Origin of the sequence: Bradyrhizobium brasilense, assembly GCF_029714345.1 — a bacterium.
GTDB classification, from domain to species: domain Bacteria; phylum Pseudomonadota; class Alphaproteobacteria; order Rhizobiales; family Xanthobacteraceae; genus Bradyrhizobium; species Bradyrhizobium australafricanum.
The window spans coordinates 2,790,022-2,804,440 of sequence record NZ_CP121669.1; the positions used below are offsets into that span (position 1 = coordinate 2,790,022).

The window sequence follows — 14,419 nt, forward strand, 5'->3', positions numbered from 1 at the left end:
GGTCGTATCCAGTGAAGCCGGACCTTACACGGGATTTAAGGTCGGGAGCACTGCAATCAAGCGCAGGGATCGTACGGAAATATGTCGCAGCGCGACAGCGGTATAATTCGTCGTCGCTGCGCCCGGTGACAAACCCGGTTCACGTTTTCTCCGCGAACGCGGTCGGTGTCTTGCCGGTAACCTGGCGGAACGCGTGGGAAAATGCCGGCACGCTGGCATAGCCGAGGTCGGAGGCGACCTGCTTGACCGAAACGTTCGCGGTGCTCGACAGGCGCTCGATCGCGGCCGCGATGCGGGCGCGCTGGCACCAGCTCTTGAACGAGAGCTGCGTCTCCGCCGAGAACAGCCGCGACAGCGTCCGCGCCGAGGTGCCGACCGTGCGCGCCAGCGCGTCGATGTCGTGGTCCTGCGTCGGATCGGCCAGCACCAGGTCGGCGGCGCGGCGGCAGCGCGGCTCCTGCGGCAGCGGGATGAAGGTCGCGGAATCCTCGGCCTGGTGCAACTCCAGCATCACGAGGCGGATCAACAGATCGGTGCGCTCGCGTCCGCATGAGGCGTCGAACAGCGCGAGGATCGCCTGGTGCACCAGCGGTGACACCCGCACCACGAATTCGTGGTCGAGGCTGTCACTGCGCTTTTCGCGCGCGAGCCAGGCCTGGTCGAAATACAGCGTGCGCATCTCGATGTCGGCAAGCACGTCGATCGCGTGCGGGAGCAGGGCAGGGACCCACACCGCGCGGTCCGGCGGCACCAGCCAGCGCCCCTTCGGCGTCGTCACCTGCATGGTGCCGCTGGCGGCATAGACCAGCTGTGCCTCGCGGTGCATGTGCGGGTCGAGCCGGACGCCCTTGCGATAGCTGCGCGCCACCAGATGCACGCCGTCCCCGGTGACACGCCGGTCCTGGTGGAGGGCTCTTATTGGCGGCTCAGCGATAGTCATTGGCGACATCCCGTCAGGACAAGCACCTATAACCTATTTTCGAGCAATTGAAGAATCGCGTGAGAGACGTGCCGATGAACGGTCCAAGCAACAGTCCCAGCCGGGTGATCACCTTCGTCAACGCCGCCCATTTCATCGATCACTACGCGATGCTGATTTTCGCCGCCGCCGTCATCATCATGGGCCCGGCGCTCGGCATGGCCTATTCGGAACTGCTGCCGTATGCGACCCCGGGCTTCATCGCCTTCGGCGCCGGCTCGCTGGTCACCGGCTGGCTCGGCGACCGCTGGAGCCGCCGCCACATGATGGTGATCTTCTTCATCGGCATCGGCCTGTCGATGATCTCGGTCGGCTTCGTGCAGACGCCGCTGCAGCTCGGCGCCGCACTGCTGGCGATCGGCGTCTTCGCCTCGATCTATCATCCGGTCGGCACCGCGATGATCGTGTCCTATGCCGAGAAGCTCGGCGCCCAGATGGGGATCAACGGCGTCTGGGGCAATCTCGGCGTCGCCTCGTCGGCGCTGGTGACCGGCGTGATCGGCCAGTATCTCGGCTGGCGCTGGGCGTTCATCGTGCCCGGCACGGTCACCGTGCTGATCGGCATTGTCTTTGCGATGACGGTGGTGCATGAGGACCGCAAGGGCTCCAGGCAGGCCGCAGCGCAGGTGCGGGTCGCCAAGGAGGACATGTGGCGCGTGGTGCTGTCGCTCCTGATCGTGGTGATCGCGATCTCCACCACCTTCAACGCGGTGACCGTGGCGCTGCCGAAGCTGTTCGCCGAACGGCTCGCCGACCTGACCAAGAGCCCGGCGCTGCTCGGCGTGATCGCAGCGGGGGTCTATGTGTTCGGCGCGATGACGCAGTACACCATCGGCAAGCTGCTCGACAGATATTCGCTGAAGACGGTGGCGCTGCCGCTGTCGTTCCTGCTGGCGCCGTTCCTTTATCTGGCGGCGAGCCTAAACAACCTGCCGCTGATCGTGGTCTCGATCGGCATCGTGATGGGCGCGTTCGGTCAGGTCACGGTGAACGATGCCATGGTCGGAAAGTACACCACCGAGGAATGGCGCTCGCGCGCCTATGCGGTGCGCTATTTCGTCGGGTTCACCGCGGCCGGCGCTTCCGTCGGCCTGGTGGCATGGCTGTACGACCAGGGCGGCTTCTCGATGATGCTGCGCGCGTTCGCGGCGCTGTGCCTGCTGGCGATCGCGGCCGCGATCATCCTGCCGCGCGAGATCCGCACCCCGGCCACGCAGGCGGGCTGACGCAGGGCGTTTTTGCCGCCCGTTTGCCGTTGCGACGAGGCGTGCCCGCCCGACCGGCGGTTGGTTCGGCCAACGGCGGACAACCGTGACATGGTCACGCTTCGTGAACTTTGTTCCGACCCGCAGGTGTGGTAGGTTCAAGCGGGCCTCGGGGACGACGGCGCCGGTTGCGCCTTGAACACGTCTTTGCGGAGCAGCCGGAGCGCTATGGGAGAAATTCGCGACTTCAAGTCAGGCCGGTCACAGGCCGACAATACCCAGCCTCCCGGCGATTCAATGCCGCGGCGCCTCGCGGCGATCGTAGCGGGCGATATCGCCGGCTACAGCCGGTTGATGCAGCTCGATGAGGAAGGCACGCATACGCGCGTCAAGCGGACCCTGCGCGATCTGATCGAGCCCACGATTGCCGAGCACCACGGCAAGCTGGTCAAGACCACCGGCGACGGCTTTATCGCGATGTTCGACAGTCCGGTCGAGGCCGTCCGCTGCAGCATCGTGATCCAGCAGAACATGATCGGCCGCAACGCGGCGATCGCGCGAGATCACTGGATCGAGTACCGGATCGGCGTCAACCTCGGCGACGTCATCATCGAGCCCGACGATATCTATGGCGACGGCGTCAACGTGGCCTCTCGCCTGGAAGGGATCGCGGCGCCGGGTGACGTCTTCATCTCCGGCGGCATCTACGAGCAGATCAAGCACAAGATGGTCTGCGGATACGAATCGCTCGGCGACCGCAAGGTCAAGAACATCACCGATCCGGTCCGGGTTTATCGCGTCCTGCCGGATGCAGCCGCGTACCAACGGACGCGCAGGCGCCGCGAGTCCGTCCTGCTCACGCTGCTCGGACTGGCGGTCGCGATCATCGCCGGCGGCGTGCTGTGGTATCTGCTGGCGCAACCGCGCGGCAAGCCGGCCGACGTGGCACAGGCGCCTCCGTCACCGGCGGCATCGCCTGCCGTCCAGCCGCCGGCACCAAGCCCGGCTCCGACCCAAACCGCAAGTCCGACCCCGGCGGCACCGACGCAGCAAGCGTCGCCTCAACCCGCGCCCTCCGCGAGCCCCACCCCGGACCTGCCGGAACCCGAACTGGTCTCGCTTCAAGCCGGCAGCTTCTCGATGGGAAGCAATGACGATCCTTCCGAGCGGCCGATCCGCCGGGTGACGGTCAAGCCCTTTGCCATGGGCAAATATCCGGTCACGGTCCGCGAATGGAATGCCTGCGCGGCGGCCAAGGCCTGCGGCTTCACGGCCAGCGGCAAGGACGACGTTCCGGTCACCAATGTGAGCTGGAGCGATGCGAAGCAATATGTGACCTGGCTTGCCGAGCGCACCAAGAAGCCCTACCGGCTTCCGAGCGAAGCCGAGTGGGAATATGCGGCGCGCGGCGGAACGCAATCGAAGTACTGGTGGGGCGACCAGATGCAATCGGGCCACGCCGGGTGCAAGGATTGCGGCGGCGACAGTTCGGCCGAGCAGCCGGTCAGGGTCGGCAGCTACAAGCCGAATCCGCTCGGCCTCTACGATATGGGCGGCGGGGTCGATCAATGGGTCGAGGATTGCTGGCACAGGAATTACCAGGGCGCGCCGACCGACGGTGCGGTCTGGTCCGGCGGCGACTGCGCCTCGCATGTCATCCGCTCCGGCTCCTGGAAGAATGACGCACGCTATGTGCGCCCGGCCAATCGCGATAATTACGACACCAATGTCCGTTATCCGACCCACGGTTTCCGGGTCGCGCTGTCTCCCTGAGCGATCATCCCTGATCGCCAGGCTTCATGGAGGGGCTATGAAAAGTGCAGGCTTGATCATGCTCGCCGCGGCACTGACGCTGTTCGCGGCTCCGGCCGACGCGCAGAACAAGCCGGCCGGCAAGGACACCAAGCTGTATTTCATCTGGCCGCGCGACGGCGCCAAGCTGAAAAGCCCGTTCTGGTGCCGCTTTGGGCTGCGCAACATGGGCGTCACCCATGCCGGCGACGACTACCCGAACAGCGGCCATCACCATCTTCTGATCGACGTGAATGAGCCGTTGAATCCGAATGAGCCGATCCCGTCGGACAAGTCTCATCTGCATTTCGGTGCCGGCCAGACCGAGACGCAACTCGACCTGGCGCCCGGCAAGCACACCTTGCAGTTGGTGCTGGGTGACGCCAAGCACTATCCATTCAGCCCGCCGGTCGTCTCCGAAAAAATCACCATCCGGGTCAGATAGGCCGATACGGATAGCTCCCTTGCGGGAACCGGCGCTTGCACAAGGTCGCGCCGTGCGGTTTGTTGCGCGCCTGCCGGACAGCAGGATTCGGCGTGGAGGAAGTCCGATGTCGTCTCGACTGCTGCGTCTGGCCGGCCTCGTTCTGGGAGTGATTGTCATGGCCACATCAGCGGATGCCGACGCTTTGAAGGATCAGATCGCGCCGACCGGAAAGCTCCGGGTCGCGATCGCGATCAGCCCGGCCGGCGGCGCGTTCTGGTCGACCAAGACCGAGAGCGGCTATGCGGGCGTTCCCGTCGACCTCGGCCGCGAGATGGCGGCGCAACTCGGCATCCCCGTCGAATATGTCGTGCACCAGAATTCCGGCCAGATCACCGACGCGGCGGCCAAGAACACCTGGGACATCACCTTCCTGCCCAAGGATCCCGAGCGTGAGACCAAAATGACGTTCGGGCCGATCTACGAGGTTGCCGACGCCACCTATATCGTCAAGCCCGGCTCGACGATCACGAATTTCGCCACGCTCGACCAGGACGGCGTCAAGGTGGCCGCCGTCAATGCCACCACCACGATGCGCGGCGCGATCGCCCATCTCAAGCACGCCAAGGTCACGGGCTATCAGACCTATGACGAGATCTTCAATCTGCTGAAGAGCGGCGAGATCGACGCCTTCGCATTGTCGCGCGATCAGCTCAATGCGATGGCGAAGAAGATCCAGGGCACGCGCGTGCTGGACGAGACCTTCAAGCAGACCGTCACCGCGGTCGCGGTGCCGCTCAACCATCCGCTCGCCGCGGCCTTCGCCACCAGGTTCATGACGGAGGCGATCGCCAACGGCACGCTGCGCAAGGCCTACGACAACAACGGGCTGAAGGACGCACCGGTCCGCACCGAGGTGAAGTGAAGCAGCGGTGCGTATCGACTCTTTCCCCGTCACCCTGAGAGCCTGACTGAAAAATGGGTGAGTGATCTCAGTGGGGTGTGATTCCATCGGATTTGCAAAGATTCGAGGGAGAGCACGATGCCCTGGACCAAGATCACTCGGGAGCAATATCGGCGGGACGATCTGCGTTATGCAAGCGATATGACCGATGCGGAGTGGGCGCTGATCAGACGCCTGTTGCCGCGAGCGAACCGGCGCGGCCGGCCGCGTAAGACGGAGCTGCGTCGTGTGATCGAAGCGATCCTCTATATCGTTTCGACTGGCTGCCAGTGGCGGGCGTTGCCGCAGGAGTTCCCGCCCTATTCGACGGTGCAGGGCTATTTTTATAGATGGCGGGATACAGGCCGGTGGCAGAGGATTGTCAGCGTGCTTGTCCGACGGGCGCGAAAAAAGCTTGGACGGACACCGAAGCCGACGGCAGCCGTGATCGACAGTCAAAGTGCGCCAACCACGCAAGCTGGCGGACCGCGCGGCTACGATGCAGGCAAGCGCATCTACGGCCGCAAGCGGCATATCGTGACGGATACCAATGGCCTCCTCCTTGGGGTTCATGTTCATCCGGCCAACGTTCAGGACTGCCATGGCGCCGTACCGCTGCTGAAGAACGTGCGGATGAACTTCCCCCGGCTGCGCCACGTCTTTGCCGACCGGATCTACCGCGGAAATCAACTCCTCGACGCGCTCTCAGACTGCGGTCCATGGACTGTCGAGATCGTCGAGCGGCCTCAAGGCGTCAAAGGCTTCCAGCTTCTGCCGAGGCGGTGGGTGGTTGAACGCACATTCGCTTGGTTCGGCAGATGCCGCCGCCTCGCCAAGGACTTCGAGGCGACGGTCGCAACCGAAGCTGCCTGGCTGCTGATTGCACACATCAGGCTCCTGACCCGCAGACTCGCGGCTGCAGCTAAGGTTGGGTGATTTATGAGTCAGACTCTGAGGAGCGCGTAGCGCGTCTCGAAGGGTCGACGGCCACCAGCCGGGCCGTCCATCCTTCGAGACGCCGCTCCGCGGCTCCTCAGGATGACGGTGATGGAGGGGCGCGCATCCTCTGGGCGACATCTGGGCATGCTGCATAATTCCGCGCCATCGCGCCGTGCGGTTCCTGCGCCACCAGCCTAACTCATTGTATTGACGGGGATTTAAAGCCAGTCGCAAGCGTCGCGGCTTGGCACATCCATTGCTTTTGATTGCACCAGTCAATGACGACTGCCGTCCTCCGGATTGCCGAGGCCAATGCTGGCCGAGGCGAGGGGATCAAGGCGCCCGGCCCGGGCGTCTCGAGCAATCGTTGAACCCCCCATCTCCCGGACGAACGAGCATTTCAACCAACCCGCGTCGCTTCCGGCAGGCAACCGGCGCGGCCGAATTGCGCAAGGGGATTTTACGAATGGCCTATCTCGCTCCGTCCGAATTCGTCACCAAGATGGTGGATGCCGGCGAATCCAAGATCTTCATGTCGACCCGCGACACCGTGATCCGCGCCTATATGGCCGGCGCGATCCTGGCGCTGGCGGCCTGGTTCGCCGTGACGATCAACGTCAATACGGGTCAGCCGCTTGTCGGAGCATTGTTGTTTCCAGTCGGTTTCGTCATGCTCTATCTGCTGGGCTTCGATCTATTGACCGGCGTGTTCGTGCTCTCGCCGCTGGCGCTGCTCGACAAGCGCCCCGGCGTTACGCTTGGCGGTGTGCTGCGCAACTGGGCTCTCGTCTTCATCGGCAATTTCGGAGGCGCGCTCACGGTGGCGTTCATGATGGCGTTCGTGACGACGTTCGGCTTCACGCAGGAGCCCGACAAGGTCGGCATGACCATCGGCAACATCGGCGAAGGCCGAACGCTGGGCTACGCGGCGCATGGCGCGGCGGGCATGGCCACGCTGTTCATCCGCGGCATGCTTTGCAACTGGATGGTCTCGACCGGCGTCGTCGGCGCGATGATTTCCACCACGGTGCCCGGCAAGGTGATCGCGATGTGGATGCCGATCCTGGTGTTCTTCTACATGGTGTTCGAGCATTCGGTGGTGAACATGTTCCTGTTCCCGTCGGGACTGATGCTGCATGCGAAGTTCTCGATCATGGACTACCTGATCTGGAACGAGATCCCGACCGTGCTCGGCAATCTCGCCGGCGGCCTCGCCTTCACCGGGCTCACGCTCTACACCACGCATGTGAAGACGGCGCCGAAGCGCCAGCGCCTCGCGGCTTGATCCTCGACGACTTATGGGGCTCTCCTGTCACGGAGGGCCCCATTGGCTTTGGGACGGTCGATGCCGCGCGCGCTGACAATATCGGTCGGGCAATTCTCTGATCAGGGCCGCAAGGACGCCAATCAGGACTTCCACGGCGCCTTGATCCCCGGCGAGCCGCTGCTCGGCCTGAAGGGCATCGCGGTGGTGCTCGCCGACGGCATCTCCTCGAGCAGCGTCGGCCGCATCGCCGCCGAATCCGCGGTCAAGAGCTTCCTGACCGACTACTACTGCACCTCGGAATCCTGGTCGGTGAAGTCCTCGGCGCAGCGCGTGCTGGAGGCGACCAATTCCTGGCTGCACGCGCAGACCAGGCGCAGCCAAAATCCCTACGACAAGGACAAGGGTTACGTCTGCACGCTGAGCGCCCTGGTCATCCGGTCGACCACGGCGCACCTGTTCCACGTCGGCGACTCCAGGATCTACCGCGTCGCCGGCAACAGCCTCGAGCAACTGACCAACGACCACCGCGTCGTGATCTCCTCGCAGCAGAGCTATCTCGGCCGCGCGCTCGGCGTGAACCCGCAGCTCGAGATCGACTACCAGGCTCTCCCGCTGGAGCGCGGCGACATCTTCCTGCTGGTGACCGACGGCATCTACGAGCATGTCCCGGCGCGGCAGCTGGCGAAGACGATCAAGGACGGCGCCGCCGATCTCGATGTTGCCGCGAAATCGATCGTCGAACAGGCCTATGAGAACGGCAGCCCGGACAATCTCACCGTGCAGATCGTCCGGATCGACGAATTGCCCGACGGCGACGCCGGCGAGGTGTTCGGCCAGCCGACCGAACTGCCGCTGCCGCCGCTGCTCGACGCACGGATGCTGTTCGACGGCTATCGCATCGTGCGCGAACTGCACGCATCGCACCGTAGCCACATCTATCTCGCGGTCGATGAGGACAGCGCCACCACGGTCACGATCAAAATCCCTTCGATCGACCTGCGCGACGATCCGGCCTATCTGAAGCGTTTCATGATGGAAGAATGGGTCGCCCGGCGGATCGACAGCCCGCATGTGCTGAAGCCGTTTCTGCCGCAGCGCAAGCGCAATTTCCTTTACGTCACGATGGAATATATCGACGGTCAGACCCTGACGCAGTGGATCACGGACAATCCAACTCCTGCGCTGGAGACGGTACGCGGTATCACCGAGCAGATTGCAAAAGGGCTGCGCGCGTTCCACCGCAAGGAGATGCTGCACCAGGACGTCAGGCCCGACAACATCATGATCGACAGGACCGGCACGGTGAAGATCATCGATTTCGGCTCGACGCGGATCGCTGGTGTCGCCGAGGCGGCGCCGGCGGGCGTCGAGGACATCCTGGGCACCCAGCAATACACCGCGCCGGAATATTTCCTCGGCGAGGGCGGCACGGCGCGCTCCGACCTGTTCTCGCTCGGCGTCGTCACTTACCAGATGCTGACGGGACGCTTGCCCTACGGCGCGCAGATCGCGCGGGCCCGGACACGATCCGACTTCAACCGGCTGGTCTATCGTCCGGCCGCGCATCGCGGGCGCGAGATCCCGGGCTGGGTCGACGGCGCGCTGGAGCGCGCCGTGCATGCCAACCCGCTCAAGCGCTATGAGAGCTTTTCGGAGTTCCTGTTCGACCTGCGCAATCCCAACGCAAAATATCTGACGACGTCATCGACCCCGCTGATCGAGCGCAACCCGGTGCTGTTCTGGAAGTCGACCACGCTGCTGCTGGCGCTGGTCGTGGTGCTGCTGCTTGCCTACGGCGCGCATCATTGGCGGTAGGGATAGCCGGCCCTCTTCCCGTCATCCTGAGGAGCGCGTAGCGCGTCTCGAAGGATGAACGGCCCCGCTGGTGGCCGATTCATCCTTCGAGGCTCGCTCCGCTCGCGCCTCAGGATGACGGGGAGGGAAGAGGATGACGGGGAGAGAGAGAGGCCGACTTCAGTGCGTCCCGCCCGTCGCAATCGGATCGAGCCCACTGTTCACCAGCGCGTCGTGCGCATCCGGCGAGGCGAGGAAGTTGATCAGCGCCTTGCCGGCCTCACGCTCCTTTGCGACCGTCGCGATCCCGGCGGAAAATACCGTGATCTTTTGCAACGGCTCCGGCAGCGGACCGACGATGTCGATGCCGGCAACCGGCTTCAACTCGGAGATCTGCTGCAGGCCGATCTCGGCCTCGCCCTTGGCCACGATCTCGCCGACCGGGGTCGCCGGGATCATCCGCGCCTTGTCCTTCATCTGATCGGCGATGCCGAGCTTTGCGAACATCTCGGTCGAGACATAGACGCCGCTGGCGCTGTCCGAATAGGCGACCGATTTCGCCGCCAGTAGCGCCTGCTTGACGCTGTCGGCCGAACCGATGTCCGGCTTCGCCGCGCCTGACTTGACCGCGATGCCGATCGGCGACTTCACAAGGTCGACGCGGCTGTCGGCCGGCACCTTGCCCTGCTTGATGAGATCGCCGAGCGCATAGCCGACCATGATCAGCACGTCGGCCGGCTCGCCGCGCTCCAGCCGCACCGGAATGGCGTTGGTCGTGGTGCCCATCGACGGCCCGAAGGCGGTCACCACCTTGTGCCCGGTCTTGCGTTCGAACTCCGGCACCAGCGCCTTGTAGGCCGCCGTCAGTCCGCCCGAGATCATGACATGGACTTCGGCGGCGGATGCGGCTGAGGTGAAGGCGAGGGCGCCGATGACGGCGAGCGTGAGGGCACGGAAGGCAGTGGGCGCGCGCATGGAGTTTCTCCCTGGACGATTCTTCGGAAGCGGGTCGTCGTGGCGGGGGAGACTACTGCCTGATGGGATGCATGGCTAGCCGCAGCGTCTTTGCGAAGCGCGCAACGATGCAGATGGAGCATTGTCGGGAGGCGAGATTTCGTAGCCCGGATGAAGCGGAGCGAAATCCGGGAGCGGCTTCTCCGCGGAAACACCTTCCCGGATTGCGCTTCGCTTCATCCGGGCTACGGGGAATCTGTCACGAATTCACATGCACGAAGTCGCGCAGCAGCGGGTAGATCTCGTTGTTCCAGCGCTTGCCGGAAAACACGCCGTAATGGCCGACGCCGGCCTGCATGTGATGCACCTTGCGATAGGTGCGGACTCCGGTGCAGAGGTCTTGCGCGGCGAGCGTTTGGCCGATCGAGCAGATGTCGTCCTTCTCGCCTTCCACCGTCATCAACCCCATGCGCCGGATCGCCGCCGGATTCACCGGGCGGCCGCGATGCATCAGCATGCCCTGTGGCAACAGATGGTCCTGGAATACGTCGCGCACCGTCTCGATGTAAAACTCCGCCGGCAGGTCCATGACCGCGAAATATTCGTCGTAGAAGGTCTTGATCACCTCGGCCTTGGCGGTCTCGCCCTTGGCGAGATGGTGGGCCAGATCGATATGCTGCTTGATGTGCCGCTCCAGATTCATCGACACGAACGCCGTGAGCTGCACGAAGCCGGGATAGACCTGGCGCAACGCGCCCTTGCACTGCATCGGCACGTAGTTGATCAGATTGTCCTCGAACCATTTGATCGGCTTGCTCTTGGCGAATTCGTTCACCTTGGTCGGCTGGATCCTTGTGTCGATCGGCCCGGCCATCAGGGTCAGCGACGCTGGCCGCGCCGGATGATCGTCTTCCGACATGATCGCGGCGGCCGCCAGCGCCGACACCGAAGGCTGGCAGATCGCCACCATATGGGCGCGTGGGCCGAGCTGGCCGAGGAAGTCGATCAGATGGTCGGTGTAGTCCTCGAGCCCGAAGCGGCCCTCGCTGCGCGGGATGTCGCGCGGATTGTGCCAGTCGGTGATGTAGACGTCGTGGTCCTGCAGCAGCGTCTTGACGGTGCCGCGCAGCAGCGTGGCGAAATGCCCGGACATCGGCGCCACCAAGAGCAGCCGCGGCTGCTCCGGGCCGTCGACCTTCCTGAAATGCAGCAGCGAGCCGAACGGCGTGGCATAGGCGACCTCCTCGGTCACCTCTAACTCCCTGTTGCCGACCGTCACGCTGCCGATGCCATAAGGGGGCCGCGCGTAGGTCAGGCTGGAGCGCGAGATCAGCTCGAGCGCGGCCGCGAGCCGGCCATACATCCGGTCAGCGGCGCCCTGCGGCACCAGATTGAGGTATTTCAGCGCCGCTGCAGCCCCGGTCCGCCATGGCGCCGTGAGGTCCATGTGGTTCTGATAGGCTTGGTACATCATTGACATCATACGCATCCACCCGTGGCTTGGCTTGCCATGCAATATCGACGCCAGAGGCGGGCCGGCCGCCCGGCAAATTGGCACGTGGCTTGCTGCAAAAGCTGATAGCTCCGGGTGCGCGGCGGCTGAACCGGCGCGATATCCGGGAGCCGAGGACGCGTTCAGGCGTGAGGGACAGATATGGCGAAAGCGACACTCACCATCAGCAGCAAGAATTACTCCTCCTGGTCGCTGCGCGGCTGGCTGCTGGCGAAATTCGCCGGGCTCGACTTCGAGGAGGTGGTCACCGCGCCCGACGACCCGTCGGCCCGCGCCGAGCTGCTGCTGCTGTCGTCCTCGATCCTGGTGCCCTGCCTGCGCCACGACGGCGCGACGGTCTGGGATACGCTCGCGATCGGCGAGTATCTCAACGAGATCATGCCGCATGCAGGGCTGTTGCCGGAAGACCGGATCCAGCGCGCGCATTGCCGCTCGATCTCGGGCGAAATCCATTCCGGCTTCACCACGCTGCGCTCTTCGCTGCCGGTCAATCTCAAGGGCCATTTCCCCGGCTTCAAGATCTGGTCGCGGGCGCAGGCCGACATCGACCGCGTCTGCACCATCTGGCGCGACTGCCTCGGCGCATCGGGCGGGCCGTTCCTGTTCGGCGAACGCCGCACCATGGCGGACGCGATGTATGCGCCGGTCGTGACCCGCTTCATGACCTATGACGTCAAGCTCGAGCCTGCGCTTGCGGTGTATGCCAGCACCATCATGACGATGCCCGAGATGCAGGAATGGATCGAGGCCGCGAAGGCGGAGCCGGCCGACGTCGAGGAGCTCGAGGTCGAATATTAGGCAGCGCCCGGGCCGGCCTGCCTGCATCGGCGGCTCAAGCACGAGGCAAGCCTTGCTCAATGGACGTGCCGTCGGCGTCAGGCATTGGCGCCACGCGACGGGTGTGCACGACAGCCGTCGAAGCGCAAATTCGCGCCTCGCTCCAAATGCTTCCGCGGCGATACCAGCGCATGGCGAGACGGTTCGCCGCAGCCCAACCCGGCTGGCAAGGATTTCGCATGGCAATGACCGAGCTGTGACCGCGACGATGCGACGCTGCCGAAAATTTGGACGCCGAGCCGCGCCGCGATCTCGCGAACACGAGAACCGTGGAGGCTTGAAATGAACCAGCACGCCGTCGTCAGCAAATTTTCCCACGTCAAACCCGGTGACACCGAGTTCAAGGGCGGAGGTCTGCGCGACTTCTTCCTGTATCGTGATCTTGGTATCGCCGATGCCACCAGCGGGCAGGTGATCTGCCACCTGGTCAAGGCCAATCCCGACATGCCGCCGGAGCAGGGCACCGGCTGGCACAAGCATCTGTGCGATTTTCAGATCGTCATCATGACCAAGGGCTGGGCGCGCTTCATGTACGAGGACAAGGAGACGCTGGTCGAGGCGGGTGACGTCATCCATCAGCGTCCCGGCATCACCCACTACCTGTTCGATTACTCGAAGGACATGGAATACCTCGAGATTGTCAGCCCTGCCGATTTCAAGACCGTGGATGTGCCGCCGGCGACCGAAACGGTGCCGCCGATCACGCCGTGGAAATGATCGCCAGGAGTACAGAGAGGAGGGATCGCAATGTCGTCTGCGGAGGAGTTAACCTTTGTTATCGGCCGCTGGCTGCGGCCGATCGTCATGCTTCTGTATGTGGTGCGCAGCCTCGGGCTGATGACCACATCTAGCCGTGAACAACGCAGTACGCTGCTCGATCAGTGATTCGGACGCGGTTCGTTCCACCCGCGTTCCAAATCTTAAGGCACGGTGCGCGCGCGTCGCGTTTTGAAACAGCGCGCGCCGATGCCGGCCTCAGGCCATGCCCGCCTGCTTCTCGCGCGGCTTCCGCCAGGCGATGACGTTGGCTTCCAGCGCGCCGCCGGTGGTGTCGTTGCGCCACTGGCCGTTGACGAAGCGGCAGGCGAACGGCAGCTGATACGTTCCGCTATGATCCTCACAAAGTACTTCCACGCGCTGTTCCGGCGCAGGTTCGCCATTGCCGTCGAATTGCGCCATCCGTTTTTCGCGCGTTGCCATGCGATCTGTCTCCACTGCCCAAGGCCGAGCCAAAAGGGATCGAACCAAACAAGTTCCGAGGCCCCCGTCCCCACGAGTAGTCCCGTAATGGGTGAAGCACACCGCTTGAATGCGGTTTCAGTGTGGTATGTCTGCCTCGCTTTCAGCGTCGCGAGCACAAAACTGTGAATGACGCATTTGCCTGGAGACGCCGATGACTGCTCGTTTTGTTCTCGCCTTGCTGGCACCGCTCGCACTCGGCCTCGCCGGAACTGCGCATGCGCAGGACGTTCCCGGCATCGAGATCTGCACCGTCGAGAAAACCATGGAGCGGCGCACCAGCTGTCTGCAGAGCAATGTCGATTTCCTGCAGAAGACGATCAACAAGCTCACATCGGATCATCAGCAGAAGCTCGATGCCACCAATCGGCAGATCGTGAGCTTGCAGAGTTCGGTCGCGAGCTTGCAGAAGCTCGTCACCGATCTGCAAACAGCGCAGGTCAAGCTGACCGAGGATCTGAAGAAGAAAGCCGACGCGCCGCCGGCGAAGGATGCCGCGCCCGCCGCGAAGGATGGGACGAAGTAGGAAATCGT

At 64.0% G+C, this 14,419-nt stretch carries 15 protein-coding genes; 11 read left to right on the plus strand and 4 right to left on the minus strand.

The window, feature by feature from the left end:
- Positions 1–139: 139 nt before the first annotated feature.
- A complete protein-coding gene (locus QA635_RS12830) occupies positions 140–940 on the minus strand; it encodes an AraC family transcriptional regulator (protein WP_283069449.1) in 801 nt (266 codons plus the stop codon).
- Between the two features lie 74 nt (positions 941–1,014).
- On the opposite strand from QA635_RS12830, the gene QA635_RS12835 reads away from it, so the two are divergent.
- The 7 genes from QA635_RS12835 (at position 1,015) to QA635_RS12865 (ending at position 9,363) form a co-directional block, all read left to right on the plus strand.
- Positions 1,015–2,205: an MFS transporter gene (locus tag QA635_RS12835; RefSeq protein WP_283069450.1), complete on the plus strand. Its 1,191-nt coding sequence runs from the start codon at positions 1,015–1,017 to the stop codon at positions 2,203–2,205.
- Positions 2,206–2,412: 207 nt separating this feature from the next.
- The gene (locus QA635_RS12840) at positions 2,413–3,957 is read left to right on the plus strand and encodes an SUMF1/EgtB/PvdO family nonheme iron enzyme (RefSeq protein ID WP_283069451.1); all 1,545 of its coding nucleotides are present in this window, start codon (positions 2,413–2,415) and stop codon (positions 3,955–3,957) included.
- A 37-nt stretch (positions 3,958–3,994) separates the two neighbouring features.
- On the plus strand, positions 3,995–4,420 hold the full coding sequence (locus tag QA635_RS12845; protein WP_028342408.1) for a DUF4399 domain-containing protein: 426 nt from the start codon (positions 3,995–3,997) through the stop codon (positions 4,418–4,420).
- A 157-nt stretch (positions 4,421–4,577) separates the two neighbouring features.
- Positions 4,578–5,324, plus strand: coding sequence for a transporter substrate-binding domain-containing protein (locus QA635_RS12850; RefSeq protein WP_283069453.1), 747 nt, complete (start codon positions 4,578–4,580; stop codon positions 5,322–5,324).
- A 117-nt stretch (positions 5,325–5,441) separates the two neighbouring features.
- Entirely contained in the window at positions 5,442–6,278 is an 837-nt protein-coding gene (locus tag QA635_RS12855) for an IS5 family transposase (RefSeq protein WP_225164260.1), read from the plus strand.
- 469 nt (positions 6,279–6,747) lie between these two features.
- The gene (locus QA635_RS12860; protein WP_137480433.1) at positions 6,748–7,566 is read left to right on the plus strand and encodes a formate/nitrite transporter family protein; all 819 of its coding nucleotides are present in this window, start codon (positions 6,748–6,750) and stop codon (positions 7,564–7,566) included.
- Positions 7,567–7,626: 60 nt separating this feature from the next.
- Positions 7,627–9,363 (plus strand): bifunctional protein-serine/threonine kinase/phosphatase, encoded by a 1,737-nt coding sequence (locus tag QA635_RS12865; RefSeq protein WP_283071616.1) that lies wholly within the window; start codon positions 7,627–7,629, stop codon positions 9,361–9,363.
- A gap of 159 nt (positions 9,364–9,522) precedes the next feature.
- On the opposite strand, the gene QA635_RS12870 is transcribed toward QA635_RS12865, so the two are convergent.
- Together QA635_RS12870 and QA635_RS12875 are read right to left on the minus strand one after the other, a co-directional pair.
- Positions 9,523–10,317, minus strand: coding sequence for a substrate-binding domain-containing protein (locus QA635_RS12870; protein WP_283069455.1), 795 nt, complete (start codon positions 10,315–10,317; stop codon positions 9,523–9,525).
- A gap of 238 nt (positions 10,318–10,555) precedes the next feature.
- Positions 10,556–11,779, minus strand: a complete 1,224-nt coding sequence (locus tag QA635_RS12875; protein ID WP_283069457.1) for a polyhydroxyalkanoate depolymerase — start codon at positions 11,777–11,779, stop codon at positions 10,556–10,558.
- A gap of 171 nt (positions 11,780–11,950) precedes the next feature.
- On the opposite strand from QA635_RS12875, the gene QA635_RS12880 reads away from it, so the two are divergent.
- From QA635_RS12880 to QA635_RS12890, 3 genes are all read left to right on the plus strand, one after another.
- Positions 11,951–12,607, plus strand: a complete 657-nt coding sequence (locus QA635_RS12880; protein WP_168857485.1) for a glutathione S-transferase family protein — start codon at positions 11,951–11,953, stop codon at positions 12,605–12,607.
- 321 nt (positions 12,608–12,928) lie between these two features.
- Positions 12,929–13,363: a cupin domain-containing protein gene (locus tag QA635_RS12885; RefSeq protein WP_016848368.1), complete on the plus strand. Its 435-nt coding sequence runs from the start codon at positions 12,929–12,931 to the stop codon at positions 13,361–13,363.
- 30 nt (positions 13,364–13,393) lie between these two features.
- Positions 13,394–13,531 (plus strand): hypothetical protein, encoded by a 138-nt coding sequence (locus QA635_RS12890; RefSeq protein WP_016848367.1) that lies wholly within the window; start codon positions 13,394–13,396, stop codon positions 13,529–13,531.
- A 90-nt stretch (positions 13,532–13,621) separates the two neighbouring features.
- On the opposite strand, the gene QA635_RS12895 is transcribed toward QA635_RS12890, so the two are convergent.
- A complete protein-coding gene (locus QA635_RS12895; RefSeq protein ID WP_092085747.1) occupies positions 13,622–13,846 on the minus strand; it encodes a hypothetical protein in 225 nt (74 codons plus the stop codon).
- 193 nt (positions 13,847–14,039) lie between these two features.
- On the opposite strand from QA635_RS12895, the gene QA635_RS12900 reads away from it, so the two are divergent.
- The gene (locus QA635_RS12900) at positions 14,040–14,411 is read left to right on the plus strand and encodes a hypothetical protein (RefSeq protein WP_092085749.1); all 372 of its coding nucleotides are present in this window, start codon (positions 14,040–14,042) and stop codon (positions 14,409–14,411) included.
- The last annotated feature ends 8 nt before the right edge of the window (positions 14,412–14,419 follow it).